The following is a 16,989-nucleotide window of genomic DNA, read 5'->3' as shown; positions in this document are numbered from 1 at the left end:
CTGTGACAATTAAATCGTTTGTTAAACCTTTTCCCATTGGCGGGGATAAATCGTAATCGTTTTCTTTTAAGATAGCGTAGAGCATACAAGCTACTTTAGCTTGTGATTTGGGTGTTAGCTCCTTGTCATTATCTAAACTATTCAGTCGTAGCTGGTCATTATCAGACTCTGCTTGTTTGAGATTCTTTTCGAGAATCTTTATTTTATTTTGTTGTTGTGTATAGATGTTTCTAGCTGTGTTTAATCTATTGTTCAAATCATGGTTCTCAACTTCTATTTTTTTTATACGATCCTCAAACTCCTTGATCATTTGTCCATTTGTTTTTGATTCACTTTGCTCTGTTTTTAGCCTTCCCGAGATAACACTACTATTAGATTTTTCGTCTGCTAATTGTTGTTCCAACTCAGCTACACGCTTTTGGTAATCTATACTTGAGCTATGTATGTAGTCATTATTATCTTTTTTAATATTGATGTTACTTTGTTGTTCTATTTGTTCGGTTATATGAATTGGTAATTCTGTATTGTCAAAATATAGTCCTTTGTATATTTTTTTAAATTCGGATAAAACAGATTTTTCACTAGTATGCATAGACATTGCACTTTGGAAAAATTCTACGATAACTGGAGGCTCGTCAGTATCAGGGTCAGCTACTCTATAGAGTCCATCTTCTATATAGAAAATATTATTTAACGTTGAGCATGAGTCTGAGTAGAGAAGGTAATGGGCGGTTGCCTTGATAGTACTATCATGCTGTTTTGCAATTAAATCCAAATATCTAACAGAATCTATATAACCTTCATGAAATTCTCTTTCTAATTCATCAAAATATCCCATAATTCGCACCCTCACACCCCTTAAATTAAAATAGGAGCAAGGCGCTGACAGCTAAGGGTGCGGTTGCTGTCGTTCGGGTAATTAATCCTAGCCTTGCAATCGATGATGACAGCGACTAATGCTATCAATCTTGGCTTGCCAGCCCAATGCTGACAATAAGTAGTGAGGCGATGCTGCTGAATGCGGTTGTTAAAGCTGTTCGGCAAGTTGCGCTAATACCTCTGGCGATACGCCTTGTGCTTGTAAGCTCTTTATCAGTATGTCCTTATCATGCAGCGCTATATCAGTCGCTTGCTCGTTACGGCTATCCATTTCCTTATTGAGTTGATCAGGCGTCAATAAATCAAAGCTGACAGCCTTGCCAGCACGTAGGTCATCAAGATGGTTCGCCCATTTATTCATCATCATTTGGCGTTCGGCTAGATGTGCTGATAAGTCGTAACGCTTTTTGACGCTCGCCTGTTCAAGATGGGCTAATTGTATTTCTATAAGGTTCTGACTAAACTGCAACTCGTATAATCCTGTGCTGGCAAGTTGCCTAAAGCCATGACCTGTCATCTTAGGGTAGGGATCACCTGTGTAACCCATGCGTTTGAGCGCTTGATTAAACCACACCTCACTATAGGGCTGGCTGCGTTCAAAGTTGTAGAAGACATAACCCGTCTGCTCCGTTAGGGGACGCATACTTTCGATAATAGCCATCGCTTGTGGTGATAGTGGAATGATGTGGTCTTGACGCATTTTCATCTTATGCGCTGGTATGCGCCATACGTTTTTATAATAATCAATCTCTGACCATTCAAAGAACCTGAGCTCTTTAGTTCTGACAAAACACAGCGTCATTAGCTGCATACCTGCCACTGTCTGAAGATGTCCGTTGGGGTTATCTTTACCGTAGTTGTCGATATTGCGGAGTAGATCAGGGAATTGGTGTTGCTCTACTGCTTTCATACGTTCGGCTTTATGCGGTCTAAGCGCCTTACTACGTCCGTAAGCCACATTGATAATGTCATAGCCTAAGGTATTGATAGCATACTCAAACACTGACGTTATAAACGCCACGCTCTTATGGGCGGTGTCTGTTGTCAACTTACCTTGCTGCTCAAAGTAAGTTTGTACGGCTAAACCTGTCTTAATCACATCTTGAGCCGTAATAGCTTGAATAGGGTAGTCACCGATATGCGGCGCCACATGCTTATCAAGGTTGGTTTGAAGTTTTTGCACGTTTTTGGGTGTGGTGTCCGACTTATCATTGATATAGCTTTGCGCTATCACATTGAATAAGTCTTTTTGCTCAACGCTATTCTTGTGCTTATTCTTATCAATGGCAGGGTCAATACCATCAGCAAGTAATGCCTTAGCTTTATCACGCAAAGAACGGGCTTGTTTAAGGCTAACATCAGGTTTGAACACGGTATCAACATCTTCCTTAGATGATCTATATGTTCCAATATGAAAGGTTTTTTGTTTGGGCTTAATATCTTTATCTGATTGATAACGATACGTCATTACCCAGTACAGCGAACCTTTTGGATCGTGGACTAGATGAAGGCTATCACCATCGCTGTATCTTTTGCGTTTAGCTGGTGGCGCAAGCTTAGCAATAGCCTTCACACCATTGACGTTTAATAGGTAGTTTTTGCGCTCAGCCATTGCCGCACCTCGATTAGCCACGATTAATAATTACCATGTACAACAATAATGCGATTTGTGTACAACAAAATAGCGGTAATTTTATTTATGTACATCAGTATGTACAACATTTTAGAGGTGCTAGTAGGTAATGGCAAGTGTTTAATAAAGACTAAAAACTAGGTATGATAGGTGTTTAAAGGGCTTGAGATAATGCGAGGTTATGTCTAAATACAATAATTGGTGCGCCCACCAAGACTCGAACTCGGATCGATCGCTTAGGAGGCAACTGCTCTATCCTGTTGAGCTATAGGCGCATTATGGAGTGACATTGTAAAAAAAAGCAGTCATAAAAGCAATCAACAAACCATAAATAAAATAATTTATGGTGATTCGCTATTGCTAAGGGCGTCAGCGACATCAACTGAGCTATCGCCTGACGCTTTCTTCGCTCGTGATGTTGGGCTAAATAAGTCATCCATACTGTTTTTATAGCCATCAATATTATAGTAGTCATACTTTTTCAGGATGTCTTGACCTGCGCTTGACAGTAAAAAGTTACGGAAGTTAATAGCCACCGTGTTGTCTGTTAATATCACGCCATCAAGCGTTTGCTCGTCTCTTAGCGCATAATTAAATGAGTTCAGCGCCCGCGCTTCTTTTCTGTCTATCTCAGTAGCAATGTTATCATCTGATGTACTATCTTCATCCGCAGCCGTACTGTTTTGGACGGTGCTATCGTCAACACTACTTGATTGAGTATCACGAGCTTTTTGGTTGGCTTGGTCTTGGGCTGCTTTTAGTTGCGCTTGTAATGGTTTGAGGCGCTCGCTAGACAGACTGTCATTGGCAATAATCATGTCTGTATCTGTATTAATAGAAGCGCTCTCATGGTCATTAGAACGACCAGATGATAACTCTAAAATGGCACTAGAGGGTACATAATTTGCTAAGACTTGCACGTCAGGGTAACGAGACTCAAAACTGACAATAACATCATCTAAGGGTACTTGCAGGCTCTCTTCTGCTTGTAAGTATAAGGTGGCATTAGAGATATCGCTTTCTTCATCTTCAGCTGCAATAGTGCTAGGTTCATTATCACTTGCCATAATAGGCAGTGGATCCATATTTTTACGATTGCTAGTCCACAGCCACGTAAAAATTGCGATGAAAATGATTAGTAGTAATAAAATTAGCCCAGCCAGTAGTAGCTTGTAGTCTTTCATATAGTAAAGCTCTTCTCTTAATGAGTTTGTTTAAACTATCAAAAATGCTTTATATAACATAAATGAGTATTTACAGCTGTTGGTGCAGCACCTCTTGTGTCAAATCTGCTAGCATATCTGCAAAGACATCCGTACTGGCTGTCTTTTTATCAAGGTCTTGATTGGTACTGTGTTTAATGTCGTTCTTTTTAACATCACTCTTATGTTTGCTACTAGGAGGAGTGTTTCTAGCTGGCAAGTCATCTTTCTGAGAGCCATTATTTATACGTTGTGCTGATTGGTTTATATGATTTGCATCATCATTGGGATCAACCTTGGGTTGGCTTTGGTTATTGATAGTCGCTGAATGACTATGTACAGCCAATGGCGATTGACCTGCTTCAAGTTTTTCCCTCAGCCAGTCAAAACCTTGCGTTTCCCACCATGCTTCGAAGCGTGGTAAAGTACTGCCGCGTATCGCAGCTGGTAAATTCAGTGTTCGTAGTTTTGCTGCCAACAGAGGGTCACTAATGAATTGATGGCTACTTAGATAGAGGGCACTCATATCATCTTTATAAGGCTGTCGCCGTTGCCAAGATGACTCATCAATTTTCATGCGAGGTAGCTGCCACAGAGCCCCGCGATAGTAAACAACATATAGACGTCGTTCAGGATGAATAAAGATAGCATCGATAGGGCGCAGGGGCATAGTATTAAATTGTCTCTTTAATAAAATTTGAGTTAAAAATGCAGCGACATCTGTTGTCGCGCTCGGTGTTTATGGGCAGCATCTATACTGGTAAACCATAACGAACAGTGGCACACTAATCAGCAGGCTCTCTTGAGTGCTACAAGAAATATTATAAGTTGGTTTTTGTTAATTTTAAATATTTCGGGCTGATCGATAGCCATCATGCTATCAGAAATGTATTGCAGTAACGACCGTCAAACATGGATTGATGAGTATCGTTAGCAGCATTGTTATTATGCTGAGAACCATGACTATTTATATTTGCCTGTTGTCTCAACCCTAACTATTCGTCCTATTATTTTACTACTACTACTACTACAATTAGACTGCCCCTATGTTTAAAATCATTCAGTCCCACCGTACCGAGCTTTTGGTTGAGCAGTTATTGGAAGCTTATAAGTCCAAAGACCAACCCATTTTTGAAGAGTTTGTGGTCATTGTGCCGTCAATGGTACTTGGTGATTGGCTAGATAAGTCTATTGCGAGCCAAGCGGGTATCAGCACCTTAGTGACGACGACGTTTTGGGGTCAGTATCAGTGGACATTGATGCAGGATGTGTTGAGCCGCCACAATGCCTATTTACTAGAACAAAACCCTGAAGCGTCAACGTTGAATGTGCCTGAGGTAGCAGTGCTGTCACCAACGGTAATGCAGTGGCGATTGTTTGGTTATTTGACTTACTATCAAGAGGCGATTGTCGCTGATGAAAAACATCCCGTTCATCCACTGCTGGCGTCTTTGATTGATGAGCCGCAAGAAGGAGTTCAGCAGGATAAGGCACAGCAAGATGCGCGTATTTGGCAGCTGGCAAGTGATTTGGCGAGGGTGTTTAACCGCTATTTGACCCATCGTGAGGACTGGTTAGATCTGTGGTCACACAATAAGCAGCTTAATGTAGATGCGCTGATAGCGGATAAGGATGCACTATCCTTGCGCTTCGATAAGTATGCACGTGGCACCCCTGAATGGTTGGTGGCGCACTATGTAGAGTTAGAGATCGCGCAGCGTTTCTTGTGGTCACATTTGTTTGCCGATGTGCATCAGCACCGTGTGGCACTTGAAGATACCTTTTGGTCAGCGCTAGAAAGCAACAAGGCGAATGAGCGTGCTCAACTGCCAAAAGTTCTGCGTATTTTTACCATTCAGCAGTTGCCACAAACCGAGCTCGACTTTTTACAGCGCTTGTCACAATACATGGATATCACGCTGTTGCACTACAACCCATCTAAGCTGTTTTGGGCAGATATTGTTGATAAGTCGTGGCTACAGCGTCAGCAGATTATTAACCCTGAAAGCGTGTTTTTGCGTGACTATGGGCATAGTTTGCTGTCGCGTTTAGGCAAACAGTCGCGTGATACCTTTGCTATGCTCGCAAATTTATCGGGTAATGAGCAATACCAAGATGCACTCGTCGAGTGGCAGGATATTTTTAATGAGGGCGATGATAGCAATGATGGCTTGAGCGACGAGTTCAGTATTAATTTTGATGACAGTGTGCAACAGCTGCAAGAGAGCCCAAGCTTATTAAGACGTTTACAAAATGATGTGTTGATGCTAGATGAGCAGTCTACCCAGCAAGCGACCGCGGCCAAAGTCTCGCAAGCAGTCAGTAAACAACTAGAGACGGGCTCTAATCAAGACGAGAAAGAGACGGCGTGGTATGACGATGAAGCATTAGAGAATAAACGCTTTGAGAAGGAGCGCTTTTGGGCAATGTCTGCGCAAGACAATAGCCTAAGTATTCATTCATGCCATAGTTTGCAGCGTCAACTTGAAGTACTGCGTATTATGATTGGGCGCTGGTTGAATGATCCATTAAAACCTGGTGAGAAAAAGCGCCATATATCCGATATTGTCGTGTTGCTACCCGATGTTGAGCGTCACCATGCGCTGATCAGCTCTATTTTCGTCAGCGGTAAAGGTCAAGACGGTTTGACCCTGCCTGCCAAAGTGACGGGTGTGGTCGATGCAGATATTCGTCAGCTATGGGAAGCCATCATTGGTTTTTATAAGCTGTTAGGCAGTCATAGTGCCCGCTTTGAAGCCGCTGAGGTGCTTGATTGGCTAATGCTGCCACCGCTGTATGAAAGTTTTGGCTTAACCCATGACCAGATGAGCCGTGGTTGTGATTTGCTGGTAGAGGCAGGCTTTATTCGCGGCTTTGATGAATGGCATCTTAAACAAACCCTAGATAGCAACGACTATGACTACCGGTTTACCTTTGCTCAAGCGTTAGATAGATTGACCTTGGGTCTGGTGATGCCAGAGGCCAGTTTGAGCGACTGCTTCTATCCTTTGGCACAGGAAGATTGGCCAAGCACTGCCTTGCCAGAGATGAGTCTGCCGCTGCCGCAAGTGAGCCTAAATGATGCGATGATTGTTGAAGCGCTTTGCCGTATTTATGCCGGTTTGACCGCGCGCCGTGATGATCATACACAAAAACTTAAAGCGGAGGATTGGCTTGATCAGATTGAGAAACAAGTCATTCATCGCTATTTTGGTGATGTCGATCAGACCCGTACGATGCGCGCCATCTATAATGCGATGAATGGCTTTAAATCAAGCCTGAGGGCCAATCGTCACTATAGACAGTATGCCAGTAGTGATAGTGCCAGTAATGCTAACAAAAAAGAAGTAGAGCAAAGGCTGGCAGGCGTTGAGCAGTTGCCATTAAAGCTGAGTTTTATGCTGGACAGTATTGAGGCGGAGCTTGAGAGTCAGCAGGTCAGTGCCGAGCCGACTGGGGTGATTACCTTTGGTCGATTTGGTGCGTTAAGAAACGTGCCTTTTGATTTGGTGGTGATGCTCAATATGGATCTCTCTGAATTCCCTGGGCGTGATCTTGATAATCGCTATGATTTGATGAAAGCCACCAATGCCCGCCGCGGTGATAGAGTCAGTGAAGATGATGATAATGGTGCGTTTTTAGACGCATTGCTTTGTGCGCGCAGTGCTTGCTGGATATTTTATAACGGTCAAAGTCTGACAGACACCCACGAGCACCTGCCAGCCAACCCAGTGAGTGAGCTATTGCAGTTTTTGCAAGGTGAGGTGCAGTGGCAGGTCAACTCGCTTGAAGCGTTAGACACATTGCCTGAGAATGTTGACTCTATCACCGAGAGCCTTAAGCGTTATTTACCTAAATTGATTAAGCAGTGGCTGGTGACTGAGCATCCAGCTTTGCCTTTTCATGAGAGTTTGTTTGAAACAGACATTGAAGACGCAGATGTTTGTGAGCAAGCGTCTGACACTCCTAAGCTCAATTTGCATGAAAGCGCAGCTATCCACACTGACAATAATATTCAAGACAACAGCCTTATTAATAATGCAGATGAGTTAGATGTTCTTTTGAATAAAGCCATGCGCAAAACCAAGCTGGCGCAAAAACGTCAATTTCCGCCTGCGCCGCTTTGGCAAGCTGTGTTTCATACCTTAAAAGGCCGAGCATTTAGTGAACATGCAGAACTGGTTGGCTTGCCTACCAAAGCACAGTACGAATCAATCGCTCAGCTGCTTGGTCAATCTCTAGGTCAGTTAGGACAAGTAGACAATCAAACCTTAGCTACATTGGCTGAGATGCTGTCATTAGAAGCGACCGCTGTCTCCAGTGATTCTGGTGAGATTAATGACCTTACTAAAAAGGCACTTTCCGAAACTGTATTTAACATTGGAGAGATAGACGTTGAAGGGGTATTGGCGTATCAAGTGCGGCATCCTGCTAAGGCATTTTTACGTACTCAAAAGGTGCATGTGGTGCAAGGCGAGGAAGCGATGGCTCATCAAGAGCCGCTATTTCTAGACAATCTGACAACTTATCAGATTAAAGAGTATTTGATTAATGAGCTGGCGAGCGATGCAGCTAATAGCAGTACCGACAGCACAGCCACGCAAGACAGCCCAATTCTAATGTATCAAAAAATCATGCCAGCAGGTGTGGCGCGTCAAACGACCTTGCCCAATCAACAACAAAAACTGCAGCAGCAATGTCAGGAATTTAAAGAGCAGCTAATTGCTAATGGCTTGGACAATGGTTTGGATGATGCTCAGATATTGGAGGCGAGCGATATAGGTGGTTTGCAGCTACTGACCCCAACCACCGAACATCCCGTTCAGCTAGAGTTAGTGGCTGTATTAAATGATACTGATGATGCGCCATTACTGAAGCTATTACCCCAATTCATTAAGATAAAAGGCTCAGTACCAATATCAGTTCCTACATCAATACCAACATCAGTATCGATAGATGACAATCACCATCGAGCTAATCTACAGGCTGGCGTATCCTATGCCGAGCAATCACCCAAGCAGTGGTTAAACATACTGCCTAATTCTGCCAGTCCCAAACATTTAATCAAGTTTTGGTTGTCGCATTTGTATTGGCAAGTTGCCAGACGTACCACTGCTGAGCAAGTGGCTCTGAATGATGGCGTGAGTATTTGGCGCTTTAACAAGTCCAACTCGCAAGTTGGTAAATATAAAGATGTAATCGCATTTAAGTTAAGCCCTATTTTGTATGAAGATGCCGTAGTTGAGCTGATAAAGTGGGCGATATTTGGCAAGCTAGTCGGTCAAGTACCGATTACCTTATTGCCAGAATATGCGCTCAGTTATCTTGATAAGTGCGCAAAAGCGGCAGAGAGTGAAGATGAGAGCGGCAGCTATTGGCCAAAACGCGCAGACTTCTCAGATTGGCTAAGACCTAACTATCACGTAGACACGGTATACGATACCTGCTCGCAGCATGCCATTTGGCAATACGTACTGCGTGATCAAGACGCCTTTAAAGCCCTATCAGCAGCATTAACGACGTTAGCACAGCCGCTGTATGAGCCAATGTTCACAGCGCTAGTTGGTCTAGATAGTTAGCAGGCTAGCTGATTACTTAAAACTGTTTAAAACGGTTCGTTTTTTGCCCTTTGGCTTAATTAATAATAAAAAGTGTACGCCCCTATGACAGAATTTACTGCCTCCACTCACATCATGGACATTTCTACCCATCCACACTCATTTGATACACATCAGGGTATGACTGACAGTGAGGTTGCGAATCACGACATGACCAAGCCTAAGAATAAGGCGGATGTGATACCAGCGGTTGATGTTGCATTGACGGGTCGGCATCTTATCGAAGCGTCAGCCGGTACTGGTAAGACGTGGACACTAACTGGCATTGTACTGCGTCTGTTGATTGAAGCACGGCGTGCGCCAGAGCAAATCATTGCGACGACCTTTACCCGCGCCGCGGCAGCTGAGATGCGTCAGCGCATTCATGATCGTTTGGTGGATTTTTATCAGCTGCTGCAATGGGTGAATAGCCTGAGTGCTGACCCCGCTAATAAAGAGAGTTTGTATCCGCATATACTACAGGTGACACCTGATAGTGATAATCAAGCAGTCAATAGCTCAAATACGGATTCAAACGCTGAAACAGATGTTGATGAACTAAATCAAGACATTGTTTATAACAAAGCTCATGACAAAAAAGCCGCTGCTGAAAAGCGTGCACAAGCAAAAAAAGATCGTGAGGATTGGTTAGTCGCTCAGGCTAAATATGTGCGCTTAGATGACATCATGCAAGACCCTATCAATCTGCATCTGGTCGGCTACTTGCTTGATCATGTATACAGCTATCCTATGACAGAAGCCATTCGCCGTACGGCGCTGGTATTAACCACCTTGGATAAGCTGTTTGTCGGGACCCTTGATAGTTTGGCGCAGAAATGGTTGAAGGAGTACAGTAGCGAGACCGGTCATCAGCAAGGCATGGCTATTATTGAAGACAGCAGTATTGAGCAAGTGACGGACAGTATTGTTCATGATGAACTGCGTCAGTTTCAAAGTAGACTGTATCATGAGCAGCCTAAGCTGTATGCATTGATGGATCAGCAAGGTAAGCTGACGGCGGTGGGCGATCATAAAAGTTATGTAACTCGGTCGCTGAATTTTATTTCTGCGCCGATTAATGAAGTTGTGAGCAGTGATTTTTCTTTTGAGGGTTATGAGCGGCTTATCCACAGTATCATTGAGCGCAGCGATGAGCTTGATGCTTTTTTTAAGCTTGATGGCGAATACTATGAAGTTCCCAAAGGACAGTTGCAGAATAACAGAGAGTCTTGGCCGAAAATCGTTCAAGTGTTAGAAGAGTCTGGTCCCGCCGCTTATAAGTTCATATCAGACAAAAAAACTTATACTGGAAAGTTAATTGAAGCTTTTCAGAAAACTGATGATATAGGCAAACAGTTCTACAAGCCAAAAGACGGTGAAAGAGTTAATTTAATATTTAATGAGTTGCAGGTGGTTCGTGACTTTAAACGGTATATTGAAGAAAGCAAAAAGCTCGATGAATACGTTATTACTATTTTAGCCAATCTCAATCGCCATATCGTGTTGGCGGTTCGTGACAGACTACCGGTTATCTTAGAAGAGCGCGGTGAAACCACCTTTAGCTTGCAGATGGTACGCTTAAACCAAGCATTAACTGGTCGGCAAGGAGAGAAGCTGGCACGTTATATTCGTCATCACTATCCAGTGGCATTGATTGATGAGTCGCAAGACATCAATGGCGAGCAAGCCATTATGATTGAAAGTATCTATTTGCCAAAGCGTAAACGTAAACCGTCGGCCAATGACAAGCAGGCTACTAGCAATAAAGCCAACCATGAGTTTTTATTATTGGTAGGTGATCCTAAGCAGGCCATATATGGGTTTCGCGGCGGTGATGTCGCCAACTACAATTATATGAAAGCCCAGTTTGACAAAAGCAGCCTTTGGACGCTCGATATTAACCGTCGTTCAAACGCTAGTGTGATTAACGCTCTAAACTGCTGGTTCGGTATGCCTGCGCCTGTGACTCATGAGAATAGGCTCGCACAGTTAGGTAGTGGTATTTATTACCAGCACATTAAAGCTGAAAAGCAAGAAAATCAGCTGTCTTGGTTTAATGAGCCAGACATACTAACCAGCGACCTAAATAGCGACTTAGTAAATGACGTGCTCTCTGCTCAGCCAGTGAGTGTGTTGCACTTGCCTTATGATAAGGACAAGGAGCTTGAGTACGATGAACATGAAATCACAGCGCGTCATATTGCGACCTTACTCAGCAGTGGTCAGACATTAAAAGGCAAGCCGATTCAGCCGAGCGATATCGGCGTGCTGGCACGTGCCAAAAAAGACTTAAAACGGGTGGAAGACGAGCTGGTAAAGCTCAATGTGCCGACCTTGACCACCAGTGATGTCAGTATCTTCGAAACCGTCATGGCAGAGGATGTGGCAGCGCTGCTGAGTGCCATGTTATATCCGTATCGTCATGACATGATTAATCGGGTGCTGACCAGTCATTTGTATGGCCTGAGTATCAAAGATATCAAAGCCATGATGACTGACCATGAGTCAGGGGCTGTAGATTTAAATAGCGTTAATACAAAAGCCATTGATAATAAGAAAAGCTATCAAGACTTTATTAGCTATTTAAAAGAAGGCACACTGCGTTGGCAGCACTTTATTAGCTATTTAAAAGAAGGCACACTGCGTTGGCAGCACTTTGGCATATTATCGGCCATGCATTACTTGTTAGATCAAAGCCCTGTGCAGCCGCAAGGCGTTTGGCAAGCATTAGCCGCGCATCCAGAAGGCGATCGTCATATTATGGATTTGCGTCATGTGATGGATATCTTGGCACAGTATGGTATCGGCATGGGTGAATATGAGCTGCTAGCCTGGTTTAGACAAAACATAGATACCGCGCCTAGCAGTGATTGGGCCAAGCAGTATCCGCTGCCTACAGAGTCTGGCGTGCAGCTGATGACCATTCATAAATCAAAAGGGTTAGAATTTCCCATTGTTTATGTGCTGGGTATGGGCGATGCCAGTAGGAAGTCAGGTAATAAAGAAGACTATGGGTTGTATCTCTATAACGCGCGACAAAACCCTATCCAGCAAGACGCTATTCAACAAAATCAGTCAGCGCTAGCTCAGCAATCGACAGGCAATCAGCGCCGATTCTCTCCTGTACAAGGCTCTGCGACCACAGAGGGCTACTATACCGATATTGAGACGCAAGAGTGCTTTGATGAGATGCGCCGGCTGGGTTATGTGGCATTTACTCGCGCCAGTGAGCAGCTTTATGTGGTACTGCGAGATCCTCATAACAAAACAGGGTTTGAATTAAAGCCGGTGTTCTATTGGTTTGATTCACCAGAGCCAAAATTTGAATTGCCAGATAGACTCAAAGGCACCATAGGTATGATTAGAGGCCATAAGGTCAATGAGTTCTATAACGATAACTGTGCTGCCGCTAAAGCAGGCACATTAACGGAAAGTGGATCGCCCGATTCTATTACGCCCAAAACCCAATCTATTGAGTATGATGATTTTTCAGAAGTTATGAAAATCAATTACTTTTATGGTTGGGCTAAGACCAGTTTTACCGCTTTAGCCCGGCAGCTAGACGAGTCGGCTCAGACAATGGCTGTGATGGATGAGCGTATTGATGATGCGATAGATATCGATATGACCGAAAATTCGGTTTCAGTTGTGTCATCACTGAATAATAATGAGTCTGCCAACCAAGTCGATGAGTTAATTCTCAAGTTAGAGGATGATATTCGTTTTACTTTTGTGAAAGGTGCCAATGCGGGTACGTTTTTGCATGAGATATTTGAAAAAATTGATTTTAACAATAAATCTCAGTGGTCTCAGGTTATCGATAGAGCCATCAGTAGCTATCAGCTGCCATTGGTGTATAGCAGTGCCGAAACCCAAAGTCGTCGATTACAAGCTAAGAAGCAAGAGCAAGGTGATAGTGCTTCATTAAACACTGATTCATTGGATTCAGACTCGATAGATGCTAGCAAGCATGAGGCTCTCATTGGCTGGATTGAAGAGGTGCTACATACGCCGCTATTAGCGTCCAATCAACCGTTATGTTCTATTGATGCAAGTCAGAGGTTCGCTGAATTAGAGTTCAATATGGGACTGTCAGAGCGCTTTAAAGCACAAGATATTAATAGACTTTTTCAACAGTACCTGCCTAATGAAATCGATAAACACGTCAGTCTTGTTCCGCAAAACAAAGCGCATCTATATCGTTATTTACGTGGTGAAATTGATTTGGTGTATGAGCATGCTGGCAAGTATTACGTCGTCGACTATAAGAGTAATTTTTTAGGAAATAGCCTAAGCGATTATGACGAAGATACACTCAAGCAAGCAATGTCCAAAGCAGGGTATTGGTTACAAGCAGCAATTTATCAGGTGGCATTGCATCGATTCTTATCGATGAGGATTGATGACTATGCAGGCAATGAAGATAAGTATTTGGGCGCTGTGGAGTATGTCTTTTTACGGGGCGTATATGATCCAGCTGCCCCGTTAACTATTGAAGCAGCAGAAGAGGCTAATACGCTTGACGGTAGCAACTCAATACACAGTAATTCAATGAAGCATAAATCAATAAGCAGTGCCCGCTATGGATTGGTGACTTGGGACATTCCCATTGATTTTATTAAAGCCCTAGATGCATTGTTTGGCATACCAAGTTAGCAGACTACATGACATTCATGCAATTACGAATTTGATGCAACAAATTACTATAGAGATTAATCCTATAAATATAGAAAAAAACAGACCATGAGTAATAATCTATGAATAATAATAAGAGTAGCGCTGCTATTAGCTTACAAGAAAGCTGGGCCAGCAACATCAGTGATTATATTTTGCTGCGCCGTCAGCAAACGTATTTGGCGTATAACGTGACCGATGCCAAGCCTAATACTGGTACTGGTAGCGAAAAAATAGACAGAACACCAGATAGCGGCTTATTTACAGCCTTATTTACTATGTTAGCCGCGCATTTAGAAGAGGGTCATACGGTACTCACCATTCAGGAAACTGAGCATGAAGTACCGCTCAGCGGTCATATCAATGACGAGATGGTGACACTATATGCTTGGCAACAGCATGCTTGGCAACAGCAGCTGTTAGAGATGCTAGCAATGCCGCTTATTGCTTTGATTGACACTCAAATAGAGGCTCAGTCAGAGGTGGGCATTACGGCTGAGGCATCAATATTTGTATTGCTAGAGACTTTGTTTGCTAAGCAAGACCAGTTATGGGCGCAGCTGGCACTCAGTAATCATGACAAAGAGATGTTGATTAAAAGGTTCGATGCCGTTGCCTTACTTTATAAGCTATTGAAAAATAGCAACTTAACGTTTTTTTCTAAGTTAATCGATGAGCACACTTTGTTCGCTGACGTTAATGCTAACGCAAACCATAATGAAAATAAAAATAGCCTAAGCAAAAATAATCAACCTATTGTTTATCAGTTTATCAAGAACCAAAAGACTGATAAACAACATACGACCATCACCTTTTGGTTACACCGAGCTTGGCAAGCAGAGTTTAACTTAGCCGCGCGCATCAACACTATTTTAGAGCAGCAGGTAACACCGCTAGAGATAGCAATACCCGAAAACCTTCATGAACATCAGATAAAGGCAATTAATGTCGCCAACAACAACGCCTTTAGTATTATTACTGGTGGACCAGGTACGGGGAAGACCTACACCGTTGCTCAGCTAGTGATTGCACTGCAACAGGCAACAGAGAGTGGGGAAGATGCGTCTAAAAGCATTAGGTTCAGCACTGACAGTGCCAGCTTGGCATTAGCAGCACCAACTGGTAAAGCTGCACAGCGGATGCAAGAGTCTCTGCAGGCGGCGTTGGACGCAGCAGATGTTGAGCTACAGTTGCAAGAAGCAAAAACCATTCATCGCTTGTTAGGTATCGGTCGGACGGGCATACCGCGTTACGATGCCAATAATCCACTTGGCGAAGATATTATCATCGTCGATGAGGCGTCGATGCTAGGGGTGGAGCTGGCGAACTATCTTGTGAGTGCGGTAAAGCCTGGCGCAAGGCTGATATTATTAGGAGATGCGAACCAATTGGCAGCTGTAGATGCAGGGGCGGTACTGGCTGACTTGTGCCGTATTCCGCGGTTAGAGCCTATCCATGCAGAGCTAACAGAGAGCCGCCGATTTACAGCAGATTCGGGTATTGGCAAGCTTGCTTATCAAATCAATAAGGCAAAGACAGATACTCATGCTATTTGGCAGTTGTTAAAGCATGATAAGGCACTGAGTTTTCAATATGTGAATAGCGTCAACGGCTTACAAACAGAAACTTCTCTAAGTAATAAAATAGAAAATAGCCTAAGCAAAAATGAAAATATCTTAAACCTCACTTTAAATTACCATTCATACATAAAAAAAATCAAAACGTTGCTGATAAATCCGATAGAAAAATCCATGCCAGAATCAGTTAAAGATACTATTGTTTCATTAATGGAAACCTTTAATCAGTTCAGGGTGTTAACTGCCGGCCATAATGGCGAGTGGGGCGACCATTATATTAATAATTACTTTACTCAATGGCATCTGACTGAGCTTAAGCTACCACTGGGTCAAAACACATGGTTTCATGGTCGTCCCGTTATGGTCCTTCAAAATAACTATGAGCTAGGATTATTTAATGGCGATATTGGTTTTTGTTTGCAAACTGGTGATGAGCGTAGTCGACTCGAAGTGTTTTTTGAAAACAAGAAGCAGGGGATAGCCGTCAATCTGCTTAATGAAGAGGTGATTGCCACCGCCTATGCGATGACCATTCACAAATCGCAAGGATCTGAGTTTGAGCATGTGGCCATTACTTTTGATAATAGTCATGCAAGGCTACTGAGCAAGGAACTCATTTATACCGCAGTGACACGTGCCAAAGAAAAAGTAACCATATATAGTACAAAACATGCACTAGAAAAAGCTGTCCAAACACCCACTGAGCGACATACGGGTTTGGCATTACAGTTTTAGTTGCTGCTCCCTCGTTTTAGGCAATAAAAAAGCACCCACTGGGTGCTTTTTTATTGCCTAAAACGAAAGACTGACTAAATTTTGTCTTCTTTAATAGCATAAATACCTGGCAAATGACGCAAGTAACCGTGGAAATCCATACCACAGCCATAAACATAACGATCATCAACATTGATACCAACAAAATCAACATCAAAGTCAGCTACTTTACGGTCGTGCTCTTTATTAAGTAAGACGCAGCACTCGATAGACAGAGGTTTTTCTTTACCCAATTCTTCAACGATGGCTTTTAAAGTGATACCTTCGTCAAAAATATCATCAATTAATAAGACATGTTCGCCCTCGATGCTTACATCAGGCTTAAATTTCCAATCAAGATCATTAGTACCTTCGTTATCACGATAGCGTGAGGCATGTATGTAATGCATACGATGGTAGAAAGTCAAGTGAGTCAGTAGTTGACCGGCTGGAATAAGTCCACCGTTCATAACGACCATGACGATTGGATTTAAACCGGCATAATGCAAGTTGAGCTGGGCGGCAAGGCGCTCATAAGCAGCGGCTACTTCGATACTGCTAATAAGGCACTCTGAGTTGCGCAGGGTTTTTTCGATTTCTTGATTACTAATTTGGGTCATGAGTTGCGCCTTCGATAAAAGTGCCGCCTATTTTAGCAAATTTTAGCAAATTTG

At 43.1% G+C, this 16,989-nt stretch carries 8 protein-coding genes and 1 tRNA gene; 3 read left to right on the top strand and 6 right to left on the bottom strand.

Annotation, left to right across the window (positions count from 1 at the left end; translation table 11 throughout):
- The 5 genes from QL919_RS11445 to QL919_RS11425 all read right to left on the bottom strand — a co-directional run.
- Positions 1–838: hypothetical protein (locus tag QL919_RS11445; RefSeq protein ID WP_290189648.1), on the bottom strand; the 838-nt coding region annotated here is incomplete at its 3' end.
- Between the two features lie 189 nt (positions 839–1,027).
- Positions 1,028–2,491, bottom strand: coding sequence for a tyrosine-type recombinase/integrase (locus tag QL919_RS11440; protein WP_290189647.1), 1,464 nt, complete (start codon positions 2,489–2,491; stop codon positions 1,028–1,030).
- Between the two features lie 220 nt (positions 2,492–2,711).
- Positions 2,712–2,787: transfer RNA gene (locus QL919_RS11435), tRNA-Arg, on the bottom strand.
- 66 nt (positions 2,788–2,853) lie between these two features.
- A complete protein-coding gene (locus QL919_RS11430) occupies positions 2,854–3,696 on the bottom strand; it encodes a hypothetical protein (RefSeq protein ID WP_290189646.1) in 843 nt (280 codons plus the stop codon).
- A gap of 70 nt (positions 3,697–3,766) precedes the next feature.
- A complete protein-coding gene (locus tag QL919_RS11425; protein WP_290189645.1) occupies positions 3,767–4,384 on the bottom strand; it encodes a hypothetical protein in 618 nt (205 codons plus the stop codon).
- Positions 4,385–4,760: 376 nt separating this feature from the next.
- Here QL919_RS11425 and QL919_RS11420 point away from each other — a divergent pair, with 376 nt between their 5' ends.
- The 3 genes from QL919_RS11420 to recD all read left to right on the top strand — a co-directional run bounded on the left by QL919_RS11420 (position 4,761) and on the right by recD (position 16,297).
- Positions 4,761–9,293, top strand: coding sequence for an exodeoxyribonuclease V subunit gamma (locus tag QL919_RS11420; protein ID WP_290189644.1), 4,533 nt, complete (start codon positions 4,761–4,763; stop codon positions 9,291–9,293).
- 84 nt (positions 9,294–9,377) lie between these two features.
- Positions 9,378–13,967 carry a UvrD-helicase domain-containing protein gene (locus tag QL919_RS11415; protein ID WP_290189643.1) on the top strand — a complete coding sequence of 1,530 codons (4,590 nt, stop codon included), beginning with the start codon at positions 9,378–9,380 and terminating at the stop codon, positions 13,965–13,967.
- A gap of 101 nt (positions 13,968–14,068) precedes the next feature.
- Positions 14,069–16,297, top strand: a complete 2,229-nt coding sequence (recD, locus tag QL919_RS11410) for an exodeoxyribonuclease V subunit alpha (RefSeq protein WP_290189642.1) — start codon at positions 14,069–14,071, stop codon at positions 16,295–16,297.
- A gap of 74 nt (positions 16,298–16,371) precedes the next feature.
- Here recD and QL919_RS11405 read toward each other — a convergent pair whose 3' ends face one another.
- Complete coding sequence (locus QL919_RS11405; protein ID WP_290189641.1) at positions 16,372–16,935, bottom strand: hypoxanthine-guanine phosphoribosyltransferase; 564 nt, start codon at positions 16,933–16,935, stop codon at positions 16,372–16,374.
- Positions 16,936–16,989: the final 54 nt, after the last annotated feature.

Origin of the sequence: Psychrobacter sp. APC 3426 (assembly GCF_030408035.1) — a bacterium.
Classification (GTDB): Bacteria; Pseudomonadota; Gammaproteobacteria; order Pseudomonadales; family Moraxellaceae; genus Psychrobacter.
The sequence above is the reverse complement of the archived record's forward strand: the minus strand, read 5'-3'. Positions and strand labels throughout refer to the sequence as shown.